General features: G+C 23.2%; 19 protein-coding genes, 3 tRNA genes and 1 pseudogene. 4 read left to right on the top strand and 19 right to left on the bottom strand.

Features of this window, described 5'->3' with window-relative positions:
* Nucleotides 1-5 precede the first annotated feature (5 nt).
* Nucleotides 6-383 carry a dCTP deaminase/dUTPase family protein gene (locus tag H0H74_RS00190; RefSeq protein WP_185849254.1) on the bottom strand — a complete coding sequence of 126 codons (378 nt, stop codon included), beginning with the start codon at nucleotides 381-383 and terminating at the stop codon, nucleotides 6-8.
* A 13-nt stretch (nucleotides 384-396) separates the two neighbouring features.
* Entirely contained in the window at nucleotides 397-1,857 is a 1,461-nt protein-coding gene (locus tag H0H74_RS00185; protein ID WP_185849253.1) for a lipopolysaccharide biosynthesis protein, read from the bottom strand.
* 128 nt (nucleotides 1,858-1,985) lie between these two features.
* On the opposite strand from H0H74_RS00185, the gene clpP reads away from it, so the two are divergent.
* Complete coding sequence (gene clpP / locus H0H74_RS00180) at nucleotides 1,986-2,657, top strand: ATP-dependent Clp endopeptidase proteolytic subunit ClpP (protein WP_185849252.1); 672 nt, start codon at nucleotides 1,986-1,988, stop codon at nucleotides 2,655-2,657.
* On the opposite strand, the gene H0H74_RS00175 is transcribed toward clpP, so the two are convergent.
* The 6 genes from H0H74_RS00175 to H0H74_RS00150 all read right to left on the bottom strand — a co-directional run bounded on the left by H0H74_RS00175 (nucleotide 2,655) and on the right by H0H74_RS00150 (nucleotide 9,586).
* Nucleotides 2,655-2,728: transfer RNA gene (locus H0H74_RS00175), tRNA-Arg, on the bottom strand. The genes clpP and H0H74_RS00175 overlap by 3 nt on opposite strands.
* A 9-nt stretch (nucleotides 2,729-2,737) precedes the next feature.
* A tRNA-Pro gene (locus H0H74_RS00170) sits at nucleotides 2,738-2,812 on the bottom strand.
* Nucleotides 2,813-2,822: 10 nt separating this feature from the next.
* Nucleotides 2,823-2,907 (bottom strand) — tRNA-Ser (locus tag H0H74_RS00165).
* Between the two features lie 49 nt (nucleotides 2,908-2,956).
* Complete coding sequence (locus H0H74_RS00160) at nucleotides 2,957-4,987, bottom strand: HD family phosphohydrolase (RefSeq protein WP_185849251.1); 2,031 nt, start codon at nucleotides 4,985-4,987, stop codon at nucleotides 2,957-2,959.
* 151 nt (nucleotides 4,988-5,138) lie between these two features.
* The gene (locus H0H74_RS00155) at nucleotides 5,139-5,657 is read right to left on the bottom strand and encodes an Lrp/AsnC family transcriptional regulator (RefSeq protein WP_185849250.1); all 519 of its coding nucleotides are present in this window, start codon (nucleotides 5,655-5,657) and stop codon (nucleotides 5,139-5,141) included.
* Between the two features lie 176 nt (nucleotides 5,658-5,833).
* Entirely contained in the window at nucleotides 5,834-9,586 is a 3,753-nt protein-coding gene (locus H0H74_RS00150; protein WP_185849249.1) for a translocation/assembly module TamB domain-containing protein, read from the bottom strand.
* 25 nt (nucleotides 9,587-9,611) lie between these two features.
* Here H0H74_RS00150 and tsaD point away from each other — a divergent pair, with 25 nt between their 5' ends.
* Complete coding sequence (gene tsaD, locus H0H74_RS00145; RefSeq protein ID WP_185849248.1) at nucleotides 9,612-10,643, top strand: tRNA (adenosine(37)-N6)-threonylcarbamoyltransferase complex transferase subunit TsaD; 1,032 nt, start codon at nucleotides 9,612-9,614, stop codon at nucleotides 10,641-10,643.
* Nucleotides 10,644-10,659: 16 nt separating this feature from the next.
* Here the strand turns inward: tsaD and gcvP are convergent, their stop codons facing one another.
* Nucleotides 10,660-13,551, bottom strand: a complete 2,892-nt coding sequence (gcvP, locus tag H0H74_RS00140) for an aminomethyl-transferring glycine dehydrogenase (protein WP_185849247.1) — start codon at nucleotides 13,549-13,551, stop codon at nucleotides 10,660-10,662.
* 74 nt (nucleotides 13,552-13,625) lie between these two features.
* On the opposite strand from gcvP, the gene mdh reads away from it, so the two are divergent.
* Nucleotides 13,626-14,543, top strand: a complete 918-nt coding sequence (gene mdh / locus H0H74_RS00135) for a malate dehydrogenase (RefSeq protein WP_185849246.1) — start codon at nucleotides 13,626-13,628, stop codon at nucleotides 14,541-14,543.
* Between the two features lie 33 nt (nucleotides 14,544-14,576).
* On the opposite strand, the gene H0H74_RS00130 is transcribed toward mdh, so the two are convergent.
* A complete protein-coding gene (locus tag H0H74_RS00130; RefSeq protein ID WP_185849245.1) occupies nucleotides 14,577-15,221 on the bottom strand; it encodes a thiamine diphosphokinase in 645 nt (214 codons plus the stop codon).
* Nucleotides 15,211-15,954 (bottom strand): LPS export ABC transporter ATP-binding protein, encoded by a 744-nt coding sequence (gene lptB / locus H0H74_RS00125; protein WP_185849244.1) that lies wholly within the window; start codon nucleotides 15,952-15,954, stop codon nucleotides 15,211-15,213. The genes H0H74_RS00130 and lptB overlap by 11 nt, the downstream gene beginning before the upstream one ends.
* Nucleotides 15,955-16,011: 57 nt before the next feature.
* On the opposite strand from lptB, the gene H0H74_RS00120 reads away from it, so the two are divergent.
* A complete protein-coding gene (locus H0H74_RS00120; RefSeq protein ID WP_185849243.1) occupies nucleotides 16,012-17,271 on the top strand; it encodes a peptidylprolyl isomerase in 1,260 nt (419 codons plus the stop codon).
* Here H0H74_RS00120 and H0H74_RS00115 read toward each other — a convergent pair.
* The 8 genes and pseudogenes from H0H74_RS00115 to H0H74_RS00080 form a co-directional block, all read right to left on the bottom strand.
* On the bottom strand, nucleotides 17,268-19,019 hold the full coding sequence (locus H0H74_RS00115) for an ABC transporter ATP-binding protein (RefSeq protein WP_185849242.1): 1,752 nt from the start codon (nucleotides 19,017-19,019) through the stop codon (nucleotides 17,268-17,270). The two genes, H0H74_RS00120 and H0H74_RS00115, sit on opposite strands and share 4 nt — an antisense overlap.
* The gene (gene truA / locus H0H74_RS00110) at nucleotides 19,016-19,762 is read right to left on the bottom strand and encodes a tRNA pseudouridine(38-40) synthase TruA (protein WP_185849241.1); all 747 of its coding nucleotides are present in this window, start codon (nucleotides 19,760-19,762) and stop codon (nucleotides 19,016-19,018) included. Before truA ends, H0H74_RS00115 begins: the two co-directional genes overlap by 4 nt.
* A gap of 13 nt (nucleotides 19,763-19,775) precedes the next feature.
* Entirely contained in the window at nucleotides 19,776-20,963 is a 1,188-nt protein-coding gene (locus H0H74_RS00105; protein WP_185849240.1) for an aspartate aminotransferase family protein, read from the bottom strand.
* Nucleotides 20,964-20,979: 16 nt separating this feature from the next.
* Complete coding sequence (locus tag H0H74_RS00100; protein ID WP_238784096.1) at nucleotides 20,980-22,623, bottom strand: OstA-like protein; 1,644 nt, start codon at nucleotides 22,621-22,623, stop codon at nucleotides 20,980-20,982.
* A 22-nt stretch (nucleotides 22,624-22,645) separates the two neighbouring features.
* Nucleotides 22,646-23,029: a Rid family detoxifying hydrolase gene (locus tag H0H74_RS00095; protein ID WP_185849239.1), complete on the bottom strand. Its 384-nt coding sequence runs from the start codon at nucleotides 23,027-23,029 to the stop codon at nucleotides 22,646-22,648.
* 485 nt (nucleotides 23,030-23,514) lie between these two features.
* A complete protein-coding gene (locus H0H74_RS00090) occupies nucleotides 23,515-24,624 on the bottom strand; it encodes an OstA-like protein (RefSeq protein WP_238784095.1) in 1,110 nt (369 codons plus the stop codon).
* Nucleotides 24,625-24,646: 22 nt separating this feature from the next.
* The gene (locus H0H74_RS00085) at nucleotides 24,647-25,030 is read right to left on the bottom strand and encodes a Rid family detoxifying hydrolase (protein ID WP_185849239.1); all 384 of its coding nucleotides are present in this window, start codon (nucleotides 25,028-25,030) and stop codon (nucleotides 24,647-24,649) included.
* 6 nt (nucleotides 25,031-25,036) lie between these two features.
* A pseudogene (locus tag H0H74_RS00080) lies at nucleotides 25,037-25,473 on the bottom strand (putative LPS assembly protein LptD); the annotation flags it as partial.

Below are 25,473 nucleotides of genomic sequence, written 5' to 3'. Positions count from 1 at the left end.
TATTTTTATATTCCAGTACTTCCAAAATTATTACTTCCTCTTATGCTTAGATTTAAAAGAGAACATTTTTTCCATTTTATTTCAATATTTTTAATTATATCTAATACTCCTAATTTTTCATAGGGTTCTATCATTATATTTTTAAAAAAAACGTTGATTACAATTATTTTAATTTCTTTGCATGAAATATGTTCTTTACTTTTTGTGAGATGAATTATACAAATAGATTCTATAAATTTTTTTTTCAAAAAAAAAGAATATCTAATATTTTTCGATATTTTAATAAAAACACCTGTAGAAATCAATTTTCTTTCCAAAAAATTAATAGAAACAGATTTTTTTATGTTAGCAATTAAAATTGATTCATATATTTTTTTATGCAAAGCTCTCTTTTATTTATTTGATTAAATTCATAAATCTTTTTTTTTCTAAAAGAAAAATAATTATTAAATATAAAAATTGTAAAAATAAGCTTAATTCCATTTTTTTTTTGATCACAAAAACGATAAAAAGTGCAAATAAAAAGTGTATGATAATATTTCTTATTTTCTTATCGCGAAATTTAAAAAATTTTTTTTTCCCCCAAATGTATAAAACTATTAGCATCGTCCCATAAGATATCAAAGTACCCCAAGCAGGAATCATAAAACTATTATTATTAGTAGAAGTAATGATGAAAATAATATTAAATAAAAAAGTGATTAATACACCGATTAAGGATATATAAGTTCCAATAATAGGTTTATCTAAAATCTTATAAAAGATGGATAAATTAGTATAAACTCCCAAAAAGAGATTTCCCATCATTACTATAGGAATAATAGAAATGGAAACATGATATTTTTTATCAATTAAAAATTTCATAAATATGTTTATGTTTCCACATATTAACACATAGAAAATTAATCCAAATAAAATGAACATGTAAGTAATTTCTTCATAATAATATATCGCATCAGAATCTTTAGATTTTTTAAAAAAAAAAGGTTCAATTCCTAATTTAAAAATTCTGATATATAGACTCATAAAAGTGGCGATTTTATAACAAGCTGAATAAGATCCATTAATCTCATCTGAAACACATCTTTTAATCAAAATTTTATCCAAATTTTCATTAATGGAAAAAGCTATAGTTCCTAGCATGATAGGAATACCATAACTTAACATATTTATAGCAAGAATTTTATTAAATTTCTTTATAGTTACTTCTTTGAAAAGAATAGGAAGTATTAAAAATAAATTGCCTAAAGAAGAGATCATATTTGCAAAAAATATGTAACCTATTTTGTCTGTAAAAGAACTAACCCATTTAAAGATAAAAAAAGTTTTTTCCCCATAAACATAAATATTATCATAACAAAAGAATAAATATATTATTAGAAATGATTGAATCAAGATATTTATTACACTTATTATAGAATATTGTAAAGGTTTATCATTAACACGAAGCCAAGCCATCGGTAAAATACAAATTGTGTCAAAAAATATAATCAAAAAAAACATAAAAAAATATTCTGTATGATCTTGATATCCAGCTATATAAGCTATATATTTTATTAACTTTATAGAAGTTATTAAAAAAAAAGAACTTATCAATAATTGTATTATAACTCCCGTTGAAAAAACAATTTCTTTGTTATAATTTTTTTTATATAAAAATCTAAAGTAGGTATTTTCTAATCCAAAAGAAAGAAATCCTATAACCATAAAAGATAATGCATACATATCTGTATAAAGAGAAAATTCTTCTTTTTTAAAAGAAACAGTAAAAAATTTTAGAAAAGCATAATTAACAATTTTTGGAAATATGAATCCTATAGAATAAATAATTGTTTGTATTGCTAATTTTTTGTACAAAGTCAATACTTTTAGTATTAAAAGTTTCTAATTTCTATATTTTTTATGCATGGTATAAACTTTTTTTGCAAAATTTTACATAGAAGAAAGTAACTTTAATAAAATTTTCAACATAAAAGATAAAATAAATGGATTATCATAAAAAATCAAAAGAGTTTATGCTGTATGCCATAAAACATAAGAAAATTAGTAGCTTAAAAATTGATGAATATATAAAGTTTATGACTCCTTATATTGTTGAAGAAAGAAAATTGAATGTAGCTCAAATGGATGTTTTTTCTCGTCTTATGATGGATCGAGTTATTTTTTTAGGGACTCCAATAGAAGATCAAGTTGCAAATATAGTGCAAGCTCAGTTATTGTTTTTACAATCTGTAGACCCTATAAAGGATATACAAATATATATTAATTCTCCAGGAGGAGATGTTTATGCTGGATTAGGCATATATGACACCATGCAAATTGTAGAACCAGATGTAGCGACTATTTGTACTGGAATGGCTGCATCTATGGCCGCTGTATTACTTTGTGCAGGAGTGAAAAATAAAAGATCTGCATTAAAACATTCTAGAATCATGATTCATCAACCTATAGGAGGAACACAAGGACAAGCTTCAGATATTGAAATAACAGTTCGTGAAATTTTAAAATTAAAAAGAGAACTTTATGAAGTCATATCGAAACATTCAGGGTTACCTATTGAAAAAATAGAAAAAGATTCAGATAGAGATTACTGGATGACCTCTATAGAAGCGAAAGAATATGGAATGATAGATGAAGTATTAGAAGGAAAAAAATGATCACGACAGGATTCGAACCTGTAACCTACTGCTTAGAAGGCAGTTGCTCTATCCATTTGAGCCACGTGATCTCACGTGAATCGGGGTAGCAGGATTTGAACCTACGATCTCCTGGTCCCAAACCAGGCGCGATAACCAAACTACGCTATACCCCGTTATTTTTTGCGGAGAATGTGGGATTCGAACCCACGCGATGTTTACACATCGACAGTTTAGCAAACTGTTCCGTTAACCACTCCGGCAATTCTCCAAAAAGATACAAATCTAAAGTAGATCTGTTAAATAAACAAATAATATAATCATGGAGCAGGATATTCTATTCTGGTATGATAAATATTCATTAATTTTTTTTTAAGAACTTCTTTTACCTTTTCTATTTCTTTTAAAGTAATATCTGCATTGGAAAATTGATTTTCTATTTTTTGTTTTTTTATTATATTTTCTACTAAATTTTTCAGATCATCAGTCGATGGATTTTTTATACTTTTTGAAGCTGCTTCTACAGAATCAGCTATCATTACAATAGCAGTTTCTTTGGAAAATGGTTTTGGACCAGAATATTGAAATTGTTTTTTATCCACTTTTATATTTGGATATATCTTTTTTTGTTTTTCATAAAAGTAATGAACTACACTATTCCCATGATGAGTCCGTATAAAATCAGTAACAGGATCAGGTAAATGATATTTTTTCGCAAGTTCAACTCCTATTGATACATGTTCTAAAATAATTTTTGCACTTTCTCTTGGACTTAATTTTTCGTGAGGGTCAGTTATATTATGTTGATTTTCAGTAAAAAACGTAGAGTTTTCAATTTTTCCTATATCATGATAAATTGCACCTATTCTTACTAATAAAGAATTTGCTTCAATAGAAACAGCAGCTTCTTCTGCGATGTTTGCTACTGTTAAAACATGTTGTAAAGTTCCTGGAGCTTTTTGAGATAATAATCTTAATATAGGAGTATTGGTATCAGATAGTTCTAATAATGAAATATCTGAAGTTAAATTCAATAATTTCTCAAAAAGAAATATTAATGGATGAACAAATAAAGTTAACATTCCACTAAAAAAAAATAAAAAAAAAGTATACAAAGAAATTTTTATTAAAGATCCTTCACGAATTAAAGTGAGTAAAATAAAAGTAATAACATAAGTAATAGTTATTTTTGTTGCAGCAATGAATAAATTTTCCATTTTGTAAATATTTTTTTTTGTCAACATAACTAAAAAACCTGCAGTGATTTGAAGAAAAATAAATTCAAAACTATTTGGGACAATTAAGGATAATAACAAAATAGTTATTAAATGAATAAAAATACTTAAGTTAAAATTAAAAAAAGCACGGATACTGATGGGAAGTATGCAAAAAGGAATTATATATAATATTTTAGAATGATATTTTAGAATAGTAATGGTTATTAATGATATTAATAATATATTTATAACTAAAAAATTAATTTCTCTGTTATTATGAAATATTTTGTTTTCAAAATAAAAAATATATAATACAAATAGAGAGAATATCATACTTATCATTAAAAAATATCCTATAACAAGACAATAGGACTTTTTCTTATTCCATACTTTATTTTCATATTCTTTTTTGAAATAGGATAAAATTTTAAATTTATTTTTATTTATAATTTCATGATTATTAATAATATTATCTCCTTTTGTAAAGGAATATTTAATTTTTTTTATAGATTGTATTTTTCTTTGAAAAAAAAAATCAGTATGATATTGACTATAAAATAAATTGGGAACGATAATTTTTCTTAAAATTTTTTTTAAAATCCTCACACGAGGACTTTTTATCTTAAAATTTTTTTCAATAATATTATTGATTTTTCTGTGAGTAAAAATTTTTTTGGATAAAATTGAAATCCACTTTTTATCCTTTTTAAAAAAAATTATGTAAGTTTTATTTTGTTTGTAAAAATGATTATAATCCTCTATATATCCATATTTATATATTGTGTTAATTATTCTATGAACGATTTTATAGTAATATTTTCGTATGAATGAAATTTTTTTTATCTTTCTTTTTATATTTTTTTCTATTTTATCATTTCTAATACAAAATATTTCTTGATTTTCTTTTAGTTTTTTTATTTCCAAATTTATATCTTGGTTATTTTTTGGAACTAAAAAATTAAATGGAGAAAATAAATTCCCATAAGACCAAATTTTTCCTTCTGAAAATTCATATTTAAAAATTTCTTTTTTCGGGAAAAAAAATGTCAACAATAAGATTGCAACAATTATAACTAAAATTTTATATGCAATATTTTTATTATATTTATTATAAAACTTGAAGAAGTTAGCCATTACTTAAATAAAAAGAAGAAGTTCGCCATTACCTAAAAAAAAATTGCATGATATACAATTTTTTCGAAAAAATGGATTTTTTTTCTTTAGAAAAGAAGTTTCATATTGAAATAATAGAAAATTATAATAATAATTCCCAATTTTTATATTATTATATTTTTTTTTGATAAGATGTTTGATGTTTATGTAATATATTGGATAACAATCTATTTTCATCATTTATGCTTTCTTCTAAACAAATAGTAGATTCTGTTCTAAGTACTCCTTTGATTTCCCCTATTTTAGAAATAACATCTCTTGCATCTGAAGGGTCTCTGGCAATAATTCTACAAAACAGATTGTATTTTCCTGAAGTGATATATAGTTGTACTATATTTGGTATTTTTTTTAATTCTTCTTTGACTAATTTAGATTCACGAGAATCTGATAAAATTCCTACAAAAGCTATTAAATGAAAGCCTAATGATTCATATCCTATAATCAAAGTACTTCCCTTGATGATTCCTGCATCTTCCAATTTCTTTACTCTAACATGAACTGTTCCAACAGATAATGGTTTGATTTCTTGACTGATTTGTTTACTAATTTCAGTATATGGAGTTCTAGCATTTATATTTAGTTTTCTGACAATAGTATTGTCAATTTCGTCTGTATTATATCTTAGAATCATTGTTTTATATTTTTGTTTTTTCTTATTTTTTGTGAATAAAGGTATTAAAAATACCAAGATACAAAACTTTCTATTTAAGAAAATAGGTTCTTGTTTTTCAAGATATTTTTATATTTTTTATTCCATTCTATCTAGAAAATAATTTCATAATTTTTTTATAAATAGAGATTATAGAATTAATTAACATATTTTTTAATTTTTTTAACAATGATTTCATACATAGAAAAATATAAAAAATTTTTTATAATATCATTCTTTAATAGAAATTTCCCTAATATTAGAACAGACATAAATTGCATTGTTTTTTCTTCAAAAGAATTAAATTTTTCTGATAATTTTTTTTGGATATATTCATTACTACCAGGAAAAAAAATTTCCATATTAATATTAGGTCTTTGTATTTTACCATAAATATTAATTCTTAATTCTGTAAGTATCATATTTTTATGATATTTTGGATTGTTTATTATGTCTATATATTCAGTCACGTTGTATACATATTTAGTATCATAAGCGATCAAATCAATATTTGATTGATAAAAATCATTTTTCCAAGTAAGAGATCCTCCTGGTTTTATTTTGAATTTTTTTTCTAATCTTATTGGAATTTTTTCATCATTATAAAAATGATATAATCCATTTTTTACAAAAAATCTACCACTAGTTTGTATATTTTTTTCGGATGCTTTTTCTATAAAAAGAAAACCTTTTCCTCTTAATTCAAAAAAATGATTCTTATTGAAGAAGATTGATACTTTTGTATTTTTATCTATAATAGTTTTAATATCTATTAATAAATAATCATTTTTTATTTTGTAATTATTTAATTTTTTTTCGGATACATTTTTTTTCTGATATTCTAATATTTTCTTAGGATTGATATATAAATGAGAAGAATTCAAAATTCTTCCATCATTCATAGAAATACAAATTTTGTTTTCTTTTTTTGTTATTTTAATTTTACCATGAGTAAATATTCTTCCAAATAAAAAATCATTTTGTTTTTCATTTGAGTCTAAAACAAGCAAATTTTTTGTATCGATAGATAGTTTTATTAAATTCCATTGAAGAAGGTTTTTATGTGAAAAAAAACCATTAATATATCCTTTAGTACTATATTTAGTATCTATGAAATAAGAAGTAGATAATATGCAATATTTGGAAATAATATTGATATAAGCTGGACTTTTAATTTCATAATCCGTATTTGAAGAATTGATTCTAATCCCGAATTTTTGAATTTTTAATTTTCCAAAGTAATGAAGATCATTTAAATAACCAAAAACTTGTATCTGTCCTGTTAAATATCCTCTTACTTCACTATTCATTTTTTTCCAAAAAAAAGAAAAATTATCTATTCTAAAATTTTGAACTATGATATCCAAATTAAGTTTGGATTGATTTTGAGATTCATTTTTGATATTTCCGAAAATTTTCAAAATATCATAAGAATTTTTTCGAAGAACTCCATTCAGTTCATAATTACTTTCGTTTTTATGTTTATGAAAAGAGGAAATGTAAAAATTTCCTAAAATTGTTTTTCCAATTGAAAAATTTTGAATAACGATATTAATATTAGGTTCTATTTGATTAGAAACATTTTTACACAAAAAAAAACCATTTGCAAAACCATCTATATTTTTGTTATATATGATTTTTTTTAATTGCACATTTTTTAGATAAAATTGAAATATTTTTTGTTGATTATTAATATAATTTGCATTAAAAATAATTTTTTGTTTTTCAGAACGAAAAATAATATTTTCAATAATATATTTTTGATTGATAAAATCAATTTTAATAATTCCCGAATTATGATAATTGTAATCAGTAAACCAATTATGTCCATTTCTATTTAATTTAGAAAGAAAAGGATAACAAAATAAAAAATTTTCTTCTTTTTTACATATAAGATTCAGTATCTGTTCCTTGTATTCTTCTTTTTTAAATTTGAAAAGAAATTTAGAATTTATGATCCAAAAATTTTGTTGATTTGAAACAGATATATTTATTTTTTTTGAAAAAAAGTTTTTGGAAATAATTTTTTCTATATGAATCTGTATTTTTTTTTTTAAAGAAGAATCCACTATTACAAATAATTTATTAAAGGAAATTTCATTTAACTGTATTTTTTTTGTATGAAATATCATTTTAAATATATTATCTTTTTTTTCTCCTGAAATTTGAATATCAGAAAATGTATTTTTATTTTTTATTATCGGTTTTATAAAATCAAAAAAAGATTTTTTAACTAAAAAATTAAAGTTTACATGTTTTATTTCTTTATTATATGAATTTTTTCGTTTTATAAATCTATAAATATGACCAATAATCATATCATATATATTTATACTGATTTTTTGAAAAGATTGATTTTCAAATATTATTTTAATATTTTTTTGATTATTTTTATTGTGTATATTAACATATATTTTTTGAAAATGGGAAAATATTTTTCCTTTAAAATGTATTTTATATTCTAAATCTGAATGAAAATGAGAAGAAAAAAATAGAGATATAAAAAATTTATAAAAATTTCCTTCAAAATTCATAATACATAAATTTGATAATGTATCATAAAACGGTATTCTTTTTGACAGAGACCAAAAAATATCTTTATTTTCTTTAAAAAAAAGAAAAAGATATTTTTTTTCTATGAAAATTTTACCTGTATATTGGTTATTCACTAAATCAACATTAGTTGATATTTTGGCTACAAAAAAGTGATATTTTACAATTCCTCTTATTTTTATTAAATTCTTTTCAGATAAGGAAAAATTTCCTTTATAAATTATACGTTGTTTCAGATTTGAAAAAAATCTAAAAAATTTGGAATCAAAATTATGTGAAATTATTTTCTTTATTTTATAAGGATGAAATTGAATAAAAGTTTTAAAAAACTGGATTTTTTTCCATTCTTTATTTGCATAATAAATATGAATTTGATTTGCAAATAATTTGTTTTTTTGTGAATCTTTTATAAAAAAATTGTCAAGAAAAAATATTTTTTCTTTATTATTCAATTTGCTATGAATATAACCATGAATAGATGCTTGATAGTAAAAATTCCATTTTTTATAAAAAAAAATTCCTAGATCTGAACCTAATTTTGATCCATCAAAAATTTTGCATTGTATGTTTTTTTCATTTTTATTTTCATTCTGAGATAAGATCAGATATCCTTTTAAATAACTATTAGATGTTTTTATTGAAAAATTGTGAACTTCCAATTTTGAAGTATAATGATATATTAAATCACAAAACAGATTTTCTATAATAGGAAGTTTCTTTTTTTTTATTAATTCTTTAGATTTAAAAGAAAAAATAGAAGCTTTTATTTTTTTATTATCAATTCGAATATTTTTTATACAACTAGAGAAAAAATATTTTATTTTGTTATGAAAATTTTCATTTTTGTATTTTAAATAAGATTTATTTATTATGAATTTGGAACAAGTAACCAGATTAATATTAGATTCACTTAATTTTTTATGAATCAAAAAATTTTTGATAAAAAAAAGGATATTATTTTCTTTTTCTCGGAAATATTTTTTTATAAAAAAAGAGGAATTTTCAACAAAAATATTTTTTATCCTTAAGTGTTTCGAATTTATAAAAATAAAATAAAGTAAATTATGAATAGATATTTTACATTTAGATAAATAAATAAAAGGAAAATTATGATGATCTAAAATTTGTACATTATAAAAAATAAGTTCTTTTTTTAAAAAATTAATAGAGGCATGTTCTATAATGATTTTTTCGTTTAAATGATTCCTTACTTTTTTCAAAAAAATTTTCAAAAAAAATGTATAAGTTTTTTTTTCTATTTCTTGTTTATGATAAATAGCAAAAAAAAACAATCCTAATAAAATTAATAAAATAAGGATTCTTTTTTTTTGAAATTGATGGAAAAAGACATGCTTCATTTTCAAAGATATTGTTATTTTTTTTATGAAAAAAAAACCGATAATTATTGGAATCGAATCCTCATGTGACGATACAGGTGTTTCTATTATTCAAAATAGAAATGTGTTGTCTAATATTATTATTCATCAAAAAATTCATAAAAAATACGGAGGAGTTGTTCCTGAATTAGCTTCACGATTACATGATATAAATATTCCAAAAGCTGTTCAAAAAGCTATTTTTTCAGCAAAAATCGATCGATATCAAATTGATGCTGTATCTTTTACTTTAGGCCCAGGATTAATTGGTTCATTATTGGTAGGAGCTTCTTTTGCAAAATCATTTTCTATGGGATTAGAAATTCCTTTATTAACTGTAGATCATATACAAGCTCACGTTCTTTCTCATTTTATACAAAATGCAAATGTTAATAATTCTTATCCAAAATTTCCATTTTTAAGTTTAGTTATAAGTGGAGGTCATACCCAAATCATACAAGTAAATGATTTTTTTCAAATGAAAATATTAGGATCTACTTTAGATGATTCTATAGGAGAGACTTTAGATAAAATTGCAAGAAAATTGGGGTTTCATTATCCTGGTGGTCCTATGATCGAATTTTTTTCTAAAAATGGAAATGACAAAAAATTTATTTTTTCAAAACCTACAGTAAGTGGACTGGACTTTAGTTTTAGTGGATTCAAAAGCGATGTACTGCAGTTTTTAAAAAAAAAATTAAACAAAAATACATTTTTTATAAAACATAATTTATCTGATCTTTGTGCTTCTATACAGAGAATCACAGCTGAAATACTTTTGGAAAAAGTACAAAAAGCTATTTTAAAAACTGGTATTTCTAGAATAGCTTTGTCGGGAGGAGTTTCGGCGAATTATGAAATTCGACGAACATTTGTGTCTTTTTTTGCAAAAGACACAAAATACGAAGTTTTTCTTCCAAAAAAAAAATACACTATGGATAATGGTGCTATGATAGCCATTACAGGATTACTTAAATATGAAAGAAATTTATTTGATTCAGTTCATGTAATCCCATATTCAAAATTTAAAACATTTTAAATTATATCTTACTTACTTATATACATGTGCATATTAAGTTTCTATCTCCATATCCGTCATTAACACGACTTATTGGTGGCCAAAATTTCCTATCTTTAATCCAATATAAAGGATAAGCTGCTTTTTCTCTACTATAAGGATATTTCCATTCATTTTGAGTTAAAATATCTATACTATGTGGAGCATTTTTTAATACATTATTTTTTTTTGAAAATTTACCATCTTCAATCTCCTTAATTTCTTGTCTTATATTGATAAGAGTTTCAATAAAGCGATCTAATTCTTCTTTAGATTCACTTTCGGTTGGTTCTATCATCATACATCCTTCGACAGGGAAAGATACAGTAGGAGCATGATATCCATAATCCATCATTCTTTTTGCTATATCTATAACTTCTATATCCATAGATTTAAAAATTCTACAATCTATAATTAATTCATGTGCAACAGTGTTGTTTTCTCCTACATACAATATGTTATAAAACTTTCTTAAGTTTTCTTTTATGTAATTCGCATTTAATATAGATATTTCTGTACATTTTTTAAGTCCATCTGGCCCTAATAAACGAATATAAGCATAAGAAATTGTTAAAATTAAAGAAGAACCATATGGAGAAGAGGATATAGTTAATATTTTTTCGTTTTTTTTGTTATTTTCTTTTTCTTGAAAAGGATGATTCGGTAAAAAAGGTTTTAGATGTGAAGCTACACAAATAGGGCCCATACCAGGACCTCCCCCTCCATGAGGAATAGCAAAAGTTTTATGAAGATTAAGATGACAAACATCTACACCTAAATATGCTGGTTTCATTAACCCTACTTGAGCATTCATATTAGCTCCATCCATATAAACTTGTCCTCCATTTTCATGAATTATATCTGTAATTTCCTTAATATCTTTTTCATATATACCATAAGTAGAAGGATAAGTGATCATTAATACAGATAATAAATCTTTATTTTCTTTTACTTTTTTCAAAAAATCGTTTCTATTAATAGATCCATCACTTGTTGTATCTATTAATAGAACTTTCATACCAGCCATATTTGCTGAAGCAGGATTTGTTCCATGAGAAGAAGAAGGTATTAATGCTATATTTCTTTGATGTTCTTGTAATGAATGATGATAATGTTTGATAACCATGAGTCCAGCATATTCTCCTTGAGCTCCTGAATTGGGTTGTAAAGAAACTCCAGAAAATCCAGTAATTTCTTTCAAATATTTTTTTAAATTTTGAATGACAAAATGATATCCCATCGCTTGTTTATCCGGAACAAAAGGATGTACATTTTTCCATTCATGTTGACTTAAAGAAAATAATTCTGCAGAAGCATTTAATTTCATGGTGCATGATCCAAGTGGAATCATAGAATGAATCAAGGATATATCTTTTTTTTCTAATCTTTTGATATAACGCATAAGCTCATTTTCTGAATAAAATTTATGAAAAACTTTATGTTCTAAAAAATTAGAAGTTCTTTTTAAAAAAACAGGAAATTTATATTTATTATGAATATTCGTGGTATGATATTTTATTTTTTTATACGTTTTTTTGTTTTTATTGTATGCTTCATAAAAAATTGATAAGATATGATTTATGTCTTCTTGTCTAGTTGTTTCATCTAGAGTAATCGTTAAATGATTTTTATTTATATATCTAAAATTAGTTTTTCTACGTTCTGCCACTTTTTTTATTTTACTTATGTTATCTGTTTTAATTCTTAAAGTATCAAAATAAAAAACATTTACTTGAGAAAGATGATTGATATTATTCATCAGTAAAAATTCTAATTTCTTAGCATGTTTATGAATACATTTTGCGATTTCTATTAATCCTTTTTTTCCATGATATAAAGCATACATAGAAGCCATTATAGCGGGAAGAACTTGTGATGTACAAATATTAGAAGTCGCTTTTTCTCTTTTGATATGTTGCTCTCTTGTTTGTAAAGCCATACGAAAGACTTTTTTATTTTTTTGATCCACTGATATTCCGATAATTCTTCCAGGAATAAAACGTTTGTATTGTTCATGAGTAGAAAAAAAAGCAGCATGAGGGCCTCCATATCCCATAGGGATTCCAAAAGATTGACTAGATCCTATAACGACATCAGCACCCCATTCTCCAGGAGGTTTTAATAAAGATAAAGATAAAAGATCTGTAGAAACTATTACTGATATTTTATGATGCTTTGCATATTTAACTGTTTCAGTGTAATCATATATTTCCCCTAAAACAGAAGGATAAGATATTATTAATCCAAATATTTTTTTATTGTTATATTTTTTTTTTAAATTTTTATGATTGTCATATATGACATGTATCCCCAAACCGAAACATCTTGTTTTTAAAACATAAAAAGTTTGTGGAAGAATTTCATCCGAAATAAAAAAATAATAATTATTATCTATTTGTTTTTTTTTTATTTTTTCTTGAAAAATCATAAACATAGCATCAGCTGCAGCCGTAGATTCATCTAACATAGAAGCATTACTGATTTTCATTCCGGTTAAATCTGAAATCATAGTTTGAAAATTCATTAAAGCTTCTAAACGTCCTTGAGATATTTCTGATTGATAAGGAGTGTAAGGAGTATACCAACTAGGATTTTCTAGAATATTTCTTTGAATAACACTTGGAGTTATGGTGTTTTTATATCCTAATCCTATATAAGAACGAAAAATTTTATTTTTCTTGCTTATTCTATAAATGTGATTTAAATATTGATATTCAGAAATAGAGTTTGGAAGATTCAATTTTCTTTTTAAACGTACTTCTTTGGGAATAGTTTTATTTACAAAATCCTTAATAGAAGAACATTCTAATTTTTTTAACATATTATTAATTTCATCACAAGACGGACCTATATGTCTATAATAGAATTTTTTAACGTAATCCTCTTTCATAAAAATAGAAATTGTATTTATCTTTAGAAATTACAAATTTAGATAAATAAGATTATCTTAAAATAAGAAATAAAATGAAAGTAACTATTATTGGAGCAGGAAATGTGGGTGCTTCTTGTGCTAGTTTATTAGCTCAGAAAGATATAGTCAAAGAAATTGTTTTATTAGATATTATAGAAAAACTTTCAGAAGGTAAAAGTTTAGACATATCTCAAATGTTACCCATGATCAAATCTAACACTGAAGTTTTTGGAATTACCAATGATTATTCGAAATCCAAAAATTCGGAAATCATTATTATTACTTGTGGAATTCCAAGAAAACCTGGAATGAGTCGCGATGATCTTATTAAGACTAATGCAGAAATCATTCGTTCTGTAACTAAAAAATCTATTTTTTTTTCTCCAAAAGCTAAATTGATCATCGTATCCAATCCATTAGATGTTATGGCATATGTAAGTTATATGACTGCTAAAGTAGATTCTTCTCGTATCATTGGAATGGCTGGAATATTAGATTCTACTAGATATCGTTTTTTTTTATCAAAAAAATTAAATATTTCCCCTATTGATATACAATCTTTATTATTAGGAGGACATGGTGATACTATGGTTCCACTATACAGATATACATCTGTATCAGGAATTCCTATAAAAGAATTTTTATCAGAAGAAGAAAATAATGCAATTATTGAAAAAACAAAAAAAGGAGGAGAAGAAATCGTAAATTTGTTAGGAACATCTGCTTGGATGGCTCCTAGTGCATCTGTTGTAAAAATGGTAGAAGCGATCTTAAAAGATTCTAAACGTATTCTTCCATGTTCTGCTTTTTTAAGAGGACAGTATGGCTTGAAAGATATATATTTAGGCGTTCCAGTTATTTTAGGAAAATCTGGAATAGAAAAAATTGTAGAACTGCAATTGAATCAAAAAGAAAATAATCTTTTGAAAAAATCTGCTAATCATGTGAGAAGTATGATAAAAAAACTCTAAAGCTTTGAACTACATATAAAATATTTTGAAATTTTATTTTTCTATAAATATTAATAATTCTCCTTTTTTGTAATTTATTTCTATTTTATTTTTATTTTGATGACTATAAGCTTCATTTCTTATGCCTATATTCTCTCCTATTTTTAATAATCCTTTTTTTATGGAATATTTAAGTCCATAAGTATATAATCCTTCTACTTTAGGAAATGGAAATAAAGATACTTTCTTATTTTTTTTCTGATAAAAAGAAGTTTTTTTATCAGAAAAAAAATAGAAATGATGTTTATCATGAAATATAATAGATAATTTATTTTTATATTTTAAAGCTGTAGATAAATTTCCTAAAAAGTGATCTTGTTCCATTCCGCTTGCGCCCCAAACATTTATGTTAAAAAATCCTTGATCATAAATAATATTTAAAGCTTTATCAAAATCAGTATATCTTTGGTCATAAATTTTGAATAAATGAGTTTCTAAATCTAAAGGAATATCCTCTTTTAAAAGAGAATCGAAATCTCCAATAATATAATCTACTGAAACTCCGAATGCATTTAAATAATAAAATGCTCCATCCACTGCAAATATTTTTTTATAAAAAGAAAATTCCTTTCCTAAAAAAGGAGGAATTTCTCCATTAAGAAATAATCCTATTTCTGGTCCATCAAATCTATGATTCATCTTCTATTTTATTAAAATTTATGATTCGATTTCCTAAATAAATTTTTTTAACCACAGAATCCCGCATAATTTCTGTAGTGGATCCACTTTTTACGATTTTTCCATTAAACATTAAATAAATACGGTCTGTTATTGTAAAAATTTCTTGTACATTGTGATCTGTAATTAATATTCCTATATTTTTTTTTTTTAGAGAAAGAATTATTTTTTGTAATTCTTCTATAGCAATTGGATCTATCCCAGAGAAAGGTTCATCCAAAAGAATAAATTTAGGATTTATAGCTAAACATCTAGCAATTTCGGTTCGTCTTCGTTCTCCTCCAGAAATAAGATCCCCCCGGTTATTTTTAATTTTTTGTAATCCTAATTCTTCCATTAATTTTTCTGCTATTATTTTTCTTTTTTGATCCGAAATTTTTTTCATTTCTAATATGCATAAAATGTTATCTTTTACAGATAATTTTCTAAATATGGATGGTTCTTGAGACAAATATCCGATTCCTTTTTTCGAACGTATATACATTGGATTTGATGTTATATCCTGATTGCAGAGAAATATTTTTCCTTTATCTGGTTTAATTAATCCTACCATCATGTAAAAAGATGTCGTTTTTCCGGCACCATTAGGGCCTATTAACCCTACTATTTCACCTTTATTCAATTGAATTGAAACATTTTTTACTACATGTTTATTTTTATATTTTTTATATATATTTTTAACCTTTAAAGTCATAATATCAGTGATTTTAAAATTTTTTGTTTTTAAAAAAAATATGAATATTTGTATGTGATGAAAAATTTTATTGAAAAATGTTTTTTTATTATATTTTTATGTGCATATAATTTTTTTTTATATTCTTCTGATTTAGAAAAAATCAGCGGTATTTCTGCAATAATTGGAAATGATATTATTTTAGATTCTGAAATCAGGAACAGTAAAAAATTGTTTTGCAATACTGATGTTATAAATGATTTTTTAATTCAAAAATTAATGCTTTATCATGCAAAAAAAGACAATAGTATACAAATCAATAATCAAGAATTAAAATTAAAAACTCAAGTATTTTTATCAGAAATGAAAAAAAAATACATAAATCAAGAAGAGTTTTTAATACAGTTTGAAAATAAAAATTTTTTAGAAGAATTAACTGAAAAAATTAGAAATCAACAATATATAGAAAAATACTACAATAAAATAACAGAGAATGTAGAAGCTTCTCCTAAAGAAGTAAAATATTTTTTTGATAAGAAGAAAACACAGAAACAAATCCCTTACACGTCCAAAAAAATATGTATTTCTTATATAATTTTTTACCCTAAACTAAGCGAAATTAACAAAAGAAAAATAATTTATTTTTTAAAAAAAATCAAAAAAGAAATACATTCTGATATTGATTTTTCTACCAAAGCTATTTTATTTTCTGAAGATGATTCTTCAGCATTACAAGGAGGTCTTGTAAAAGGAATCAAAATAAACGATCTTTCAAAAAAATTATCGCATTTAGTTCTTTCTTTAAAAGAAGGAGAAATATCTGAACCTTTTGAAACAGATTTAGGATTTCATTTAATAAAAATGGAAAAAAAAAGGAAAGATGAAATTGATTTTAGACATATTTTAATCAAATCTAAGTATTCGAAATATGAATTAGACAAAACGAAATCATTTGCAGAATTATTTAGAAAACGTATTCTGAATCAGAAAATTGATATAGATAAAATACCTAATGTATTAAATCAAAATAAAATAGCAGATGTAATAGTGAAAAATAAAATTTGGATTGATGAAAATCAATTATCTAAAAATATGAAAAAAGCATTCCTTTTTTTAAAAAAAGGAACAATTACTAATCCTTATAAGGAAATTATAAATGGAAAAGAAGTATTTATTTTATTCAAATTTTTAGATGAAATTCCACCTAAACCCATTTCTTTTGAAGAAGATTATGCTATATTAAAAAATTTTGTCATAGATATCAAGAAAAAAGATAAAGTAAAAAATTGGGCAATAAAAATATTAAAAAAGACTTATTATGTAAAGATTAACTGTTAATTTTTTTTATTCAAAGATTCTTTATATAATCCGAAATAATATCCATTTAATTGAATTAATTCTTGATGAGTACCTTTTTCTACAATAGATCCTTTATCAATAACCAATATTCTATCAGCATTTTCTAATGTAGAAAGACGGTGAGTGATAATAATAGAAGTTTTATGTTTAGTTAAAAGATCTGTAGCATGATAAATCATTTTTTCTAATTCTTTATTTAAGGAAGCGGTCGCTTCATCTAAGATAAGTACAGAATAAGGATGCATTTGAACTCTTAAAAAAGAAATCAATTGTTTTTCTCCAAGAGAGAGTAAATTTCCTCTTTCTTTTACTATGGATTTATATCCATTGGGTAATGATGTAATAAAATTATGGATTCCTATTTTTTTTGCCATATTTTCTATTTGATCAAAACTAATGGATGGATCTCCTAAAGTAATATTATTAATAATCGAATCATTAAATAAAAAAGTATCTTGTGTGACTACTCTTATATGAGATCTTAAGTTTTTTAGTTCTATATCTTGAATAGAATGTCCGTCAATACAAATATCTCCTTTTTTTATTTCATAAAATCTAGAAATCAAATGAGTAATCGTAGATTTTCCAGAACCTGTTGATCCTACTATTGCAACTTTTTCTCCTGGTTGAATTTCAAAAGAAACTCCATTCAATACCATTTCATCATTTATATAAGAAAAATGAACATCATTAAATACAATATGTCCATTTAATTCTTTCAAACGTAAATTTCCTTTATTAATAATAGTTTCTTCAGAATTTAATATAGAAAATATACGCTCAATTCCGGCTATTCCTCTTTGTATAATATTAAATCTATCAGCTATTTGTCGCATAGGACGAAAAAGAAGATAGATAAAAAAAATAAAAGCAATAATTTGTCCCGGTTTAATATTTCCTATTTCAATGGCATGAAATCCTCCATAAAATATGATAATACTTATGGTTACAGCAGAAATTATTTCTACTATAGGAAAAAAAATAGAAAAATAAAAAATGGTTTTAAAATGAGCATTCATTAATTTACGATTGATGGATTGAAATTTTGAATATTCCTTTTTTTCTTTATGAAAGAGTTGAATGATAGACATTCCTATAATATTTTCTTGTAAAAAACTATTCAAACGTGAGGTTTGAATACGTTCTTCATGAAACGTTTTCTTTAACGTTTTTTGAAAAAAACGAGTAATAATATACATGAAAGGAATAGTTAAAAAAACTATAAAAGACAATTTTGGATGAACAGTATACATCATAATGATAATCATAATAATTCTTAAAATATCTCCAGAAACGAGTAAAATTCCATCATTAAATATTACAATTATAGTTTCTATGTCTGATACAGAATAAGATACTAATTTTCCTATTGGAGTTTTATTAAAAAAAGAATTTTTAAAATGTAATAATTTTTCAAATAAAAGAATCCTTATTTTTTCGATCACATTTTGTGCCAAAATATTAGATAGATATAATAAAACAAAATGAAATATACTTTCTAAAAAAAGAAGTATAATTATTAGCATCAATATATTTTTCAACCCCAAAAAATCTTTGTAAAGAATATGAATATCTATAGCTTTTTGTATTAACTTAGGACGATAAGCTGAAATAAAGGAAATTAATATAGAAGTAATAATTGTTGATATTAATATTAGTTTATAATTTAAACTAATATTAATAAGCTGTTTTAAAGATGATTTTTGTTTATTAAAATTTTTTTTCATAAAAAAATCTCTTCTGTATAGAGAATATTGGTCAGAAATAAACCACATGCAGGGACTATCAACTTGCAAGAATCAGAATTTTTGAATTCTACAATTTTTATGAATTCATTGATACTAATTTTTTCTCTTCCTACATCAATAAGACGGCCTATAATAGCTCTAACCATCGATCTTAAAAATCGATTTGCTTCGATAGTAAAACATAAAACGTTATTATCCTCAGACCAACTAGCATGATAAATTTTACATATATTATTTTCTTTTTCGTTTTTATTTCTTTTTTTACAAAAAGAACTAAAATCCTTATACTCCATGAGTTTTTTTGAAGCCATATTCATTTTTTGAATGTTTAGTGTATATAAACAATGCCAAGAAAAATCCTCATTAAATGGATTTTTTTCACGTGTTAAATAATATTTATATGTTCGTTTTATAGCATCAAATCTTGCATGAACATTTTTTTTTACTGGAAAAATACTGAAGACTTTAATAGATCTAGGTAAAAAAATATTTAATCGATCAACGAAATTGTTTCGAATTTCTTTTTCATAATCAAAATGAGCAAACATTTGTTTAGCATGAACCCCTTTATCCGTTCTACTAGCGCCTACGACATTTATAGGTGTTTTTAATAATTTTGATAAACAATATTCTAATTTTTCCTCTACTGTACTTACTTTTTTTTGAATTTGCCATCCAAAAAAATGTTTCCCATTATAAGATAATTCAATAAAAAATCTCAATTACATTATTTTTTTAAAGTCTATTTAAACTTTCTATGATAATAGAACATCCTTTTTGGATTTCCTTTTTTGTGATAGTTAATGGAGGAGATATACGTAAGAAGTTGCTATGAAATAAAAAACGAAATAATATTAATCCTTTTCTTAGACAATTTTTTAAAACCTTTTCCACTGTATTTTTATTTTTTAATTCTATAGATAAAAAGAGACCTTTCCCCCGAATATTTTTGATTTCATTATGAACCAAATATTCTTTAATCCATTTTTCTTTTACTGATACTTGTTCCATAATATTAGAATCGATAAGTTGATTTAAAGTAGCTAAAGAAGCAGAAGCAGAAACAGCATTTCCTCCAAAAGTAGTTAAATGTCCTAGAGGAATAATATCACTAAAAGTTTTCATAATTTTTTTAGATGAAATAAAACCACTGATAGGCATTCCTCCCCCCATTCCTTTCCCCATTATTAATATATCAGGAATAATTCCATAGTGTTCAAATGCAAAAAGTTTTCCTGTCCTTCCAAATCCAGTTTGGATTTCATCAAGTATCATTAAAGCTTTTTTTTCATTACATTGTTTTTTTACTTCTTTTAAAAAAGAATTATCAGGTAAAATAATTCCAGCAGAACATTGAATAGTTTCTAAAATGACACAAGCCGTTTTATTTGTAATAGAATTAATTAATTCTTCTATTTGATTAAATGTGATAAATTTAACTAAAGGTAACAAAGGTCTAAAAGGTCTTTTATAATTTTCATATCCCATTATACTCATAGAACCATGGGTGCTTCCATGATAAGACCATTTACAAGATATAATTTCTTCTCTTCCTGTATAACACTTCGCTAATTTTAACGCTCCTTCTACAGCTTCTGTCCCAGAATTTACTAAAAAAGTAGTAGTAAGTGGATATGGAATATTTTCTGATATTTTTTTACAAAGCTTTACACAAGGGTCTTGTATAAACTCTCCATATACCATAGTATGCAAGTATTTATCTACTTGTTTTTTTATAGCTTCTTTTATTTTTTTATTTCCATGTCCTAATACATTTACGGAAACACCTGATACAAAATCTAAATATTTTTTACCATTTTTTCCATAAATATAACTCCCATCAGCATGATTTACCATAATATTCATGGGGAATGGATTGATTTGAGTTTGATATTTTAAAAAATCCTTTTCTAATTCTTTCATACATAAGAATTTTATTCTATTTAATCATAGTTTTAATTTCTTCTTTTTCTAACAAGTTTTCTTTTTTATACTTGTCTATTTCTTTATAGACAAGAAGTTTTTCATTATTTTTTTGTTTATCTTTTTCTTTCCAAGAAAAACCAGATAAATTAGGGGTTTCTTTATTTATTGGAATTAATTCCGAACGAACTTCTTTTGAACAAGAAATTTTTCTTATTTTTTTTGATTCATCTAAATCAATCGATAAAATACCACAAGACATTTTATTAATTATTTTATTAAAATGAATAATACTGTTAATATTTCCTTGAATCATTACTTTATCTAAAAAATTTTCTTTATTAAAAAATCCAGTCATAATATCACCTTCTATTTGATTAAACTCTTTTGAGTTTATTTTTTCTGCATAAAAAACATTTTTAACAATTTTTATATTTTTTAAAAAATTATTATTTTCATTTTTGAAAAAATGAACATATATGATTTTACCAGTAATTTGTCGGTTCTGAAACCAAAATATGGGGTTTCCATTAAATTGAACATAATCATTTGAAGATTCATAATTGAAAAAGTCACATTTTCCTTGAATAGATTCATTCAAAAAAAAGCTTTTTACAGAAAAAGCTTGAATTGAATATGTATGATTTTTTCTTACATTTATTTTTAAAATATTTGAATAAATAAAAACAGAATTATTTTTTAATATTTTTACGATTTTTGGATTATTTTTTAAAATTAAAGAACCAGAATCAAAATCAAATTTTCCATATTCACTCATCAAAAAATATTTTTTTTTTGAATCTTCTAATAAAAGGTTATTAATAAATCCATATTTTTTCTTCTGATCAAAAAATAAATATTCCCCTCTCATTATTTTATCATTATAATGAATACTTACATAATTTTTAAATAAAAATATTTTTTTCCGAAATGAGAATAGTGCTTTTTTAGCATAAATAAAATTATTAATATTTTTATTTTGCACTACAATAGCAGTGTTATAAAAATTTACTTGATCTTGTTTTAATAAATATTCTAATGACTTTGCATATACAGTATAATTATTGCTAATTAATTTAATTTCATGTTTTAACTCTATCTTTTTTTTATTAATTTCAAAAAAACCTTCTTTACTATATATAATATAATCTCCATAATGAATAATGCTTTTTTCTTTATAAGAAATTTGATTTAGTATGAAATTATATTTTAATATATTAGTAGTTAATTTGATTTTATCAAAAAACAAAACAACATCGTTAATAGCTTGAAGTAATTTTTTTTGAAAATTGTAATGAATAATTTCCGCTGTTAATTTGATTTTTCCTTGATATAGAACAACTTTCCCTGACAATTGAAAATCAAAAAAATTTCCTACTATATTTTGAGATATTATTTTATTTTTTCCTGACTCTAATCTTACATTTCCATATCCATAATATTTATCATTATTATATATAACCTTATCGCAAAAAAGATGATACTTATCATATTTTAGATGAACGTTCCCTATTAAAACAAAAGCTTGGTTCTGATCATTATTTTGTATTAGATCAGCATGAATTATTTGTACTGTTTTTCTTACTTTATTAACAGAATTAGAATACGTTCTGTTTAAGAATAAAAAAATAATAGTAGAAATTAAAAATACATATTTCACAATTAATTATAAATAAACATAATTAATTCTTGTATGCTATTAAAGATATTTCAATATTAGCATTTTTAGGAAGAGCAGAAACTTGTATAGTTTCTCTAGCTGGATAACTTCCTTCATGAAAAAATTCAGAGTATACATTATTGATTTTAGAAAAAAAACTTATGTCTGTTACAAAAATAGATGTTTTGACAACATTTTGAAATCCTATTCTATTTTCTGAAAGAATAATTTTTATATTTTCCATAATTTTTCTTGTTTCCATTTCTATATTATCTGAAATTAATTTTTCAGTATTTTTATCTACAGCTATTTGACCGGAAATGAATAAAAAACCTCCAACAAGAACACATGTATTATATGGACCATAGGATGGAATTTTTTCTATTGAAAATTTTTTTGGTATCATGATTAATTAGTTTTTTTCATTGTACTGTATAACATTCCTAAAATTAGGATCTTTCAATCCTATAAAAAAAGACCAGGAAGAATTTTTTACAAACATCCAATTAAAACTCATATCAAAGCTTCTTAAATCTCTATCAAAAATAATATTTGCTAATATTATTTTGTTTTTTAATAAATCGTAATCTGCATTAAAACTGATTTTCCAATATTTTGTAATATTTATAGATCCATTAAAATTTAAAAAAGTATGAACAAATTGTTTTTTGTTGAAACAATTTTTTTCATAATTAGAATGAAAATCAATTTCTAAATTAACTGGTATTGAATATTTTGCATAATTTTTTTGATCGAAGAAAAAATAATCGTAACGATTTTTACCTTTTTTTTGAAATTTATTTTTTATAGAAAAAAAACTGATTTCATAATCAGAAGAAAAAGAAAAATCAAAATATATTATTTTATTTTCTTTTTCTTTTTTATAAAAATTTATTCCTGCCTTCTATTAAAGTCACATTTTCCTTGAATAGATTCATTCAAAAAAAAGCTTTTTACAGAAAAAGCTTGAATTGAATATGTATGATTTTTTCTTACATTTATTTTTAAAATATTTGAATAAATAAAAACAGAATTATTTTTTAATATTTTTACGATTTTTGGATTATTTTTTAAAATTAAAGAACCAGAATCAAAATCAAATTTTCCATATTCACTCATCAAAAAATATTTTTTTTTTGAATCTTCTAATAAAAGGTTATTAATAAATCCATATTTTTTCTTCTGATCAAAAAATAAATATTCCCCTCTCATTATTTTATCATTATAATGAATACTTACATAATTTTTAAATAAAAATATTTTTTTCCGAAATGAGAATAGTGCTTTTTTAGCATAAATAAAATTATTAATATTTTTATTTTGCACTACAATAGCAGTGTTATAAAAATTTACTTGATCTTGTTTTAATAAATATTCTAATGACTTTGCATATACAGTATAATTATTGCTAATTAATTTAATTTCATGTTTTAACTCTATCTTTTTTTTATTAATTTCAAAAAAACCTTCTTTACTATATATAATATAATCTCCATAATGAATAATGCTTTTTTCTTTATAAGAAATTTGATTTAGTATGAAATTATATTTTAATATATTAGTAGTTAATTTGATTTTATCAAAAAACAAAACAACATCGTTAATAGCTTGAAGTAATTTTTTTTGAAAATTGTAATGAATAATTTCCGCTGTTAATTTGATTTTTCCTTGATATAGAACAACTTTCCCTGACAATTGAAAATCAAAAAAATTTCCTACTATATTTTGAGATATTATTTTATTTTTTCCTGACTCTAATCTTACATTTCCATATCCATAATATTTATCATTATTATATATAACCTTATCGCAAAAAAGATGATACTTATCATATTTTAGATGAACGTTCCCTATTAAAACAAAAGCTTGGTTCTGATCATTATTTTGTATTAGATCAGCATGAATTATTTGTACTGTTTTTCTTACTTTATTAACAGAATTAGAATACGTTCTGTTTAAGAATAAAAAAATAATAGTAGAAATTAAAAATACATATTTCACAATTAATTATAAATAAACATAATTAATTCTTGTATGCTATTAAAGATATTTCAATATTAGCATTTTTAGGAAGAGCAGAAACTTGTATAGTTTCTCTAGCTGGATAACTTCCTTCATGAAAAAATTCAGAGTATACATTATTGATTTTAGAAAAAAAACTTATGTCTGTTACAAAAATAGATGTTTTGACAACATTTTGAAATCCTATTCTATTTTCTGAAAGAATAATTTTTATATTTTCCATAATTTTTCTTGTTTCCATTTCTATATTATCTGAAATTAATTTTTCAGTATTTTTATCTACAGCTATTTGACCGGAAATGAATAAAAAACCTCCAACAAGAACACATGTATTATATGGACCATAGGATGGAATTTTTTCTATTGAAAATTTTTTTGGTATCATGATTAATTAGTTTTTTTCATTGTACTGTATAACATTCCTAAAATTAGGATCTTTCAATCCTATAAAAAAAGACCAGGAAGAATTTTTTACAAACATCCAATTAAAACTCATATCAAAGCTTCTTAAATCTCTATCAAAAATAATATTTGCTAATATTATTTTGTTTTTTAATAAATCGTAATCTGCATTAAAACTGATTTTCCAATATTTTGTAATATTTATAGATCCATTAAAATTTAAAAAAGTATGAACAAATTGTTTTTTGTTGAAACAATTTTTTTCATAATTAGAATGAAAATCAATTTCTAAATTAACTGGTATTGAATATTTTGCATAATTTTTTTGATCGAAGAAAAAATAATCGTAACGATTTTTACCTTTTTTTTGAAATTTATTTTTTATAGAAAAAAAACTGATTTCATAATCAGAAGAAAAAGAAAAAT

The sequence above is a fragment of the Blattabacterium cuenoti genome, assembly GCF_014251315.1.
Taxonomy (GTDB): Bacteria; Bacteroidota; Bacteroidia; order Flavobacteriales; family Blattabacteriaceae; genus Blattabacterium; species Blattabacterium cuenoti_AJ.
This window is presented reverse-complemented; position numbering and strand designations above follow the sequence as displayed.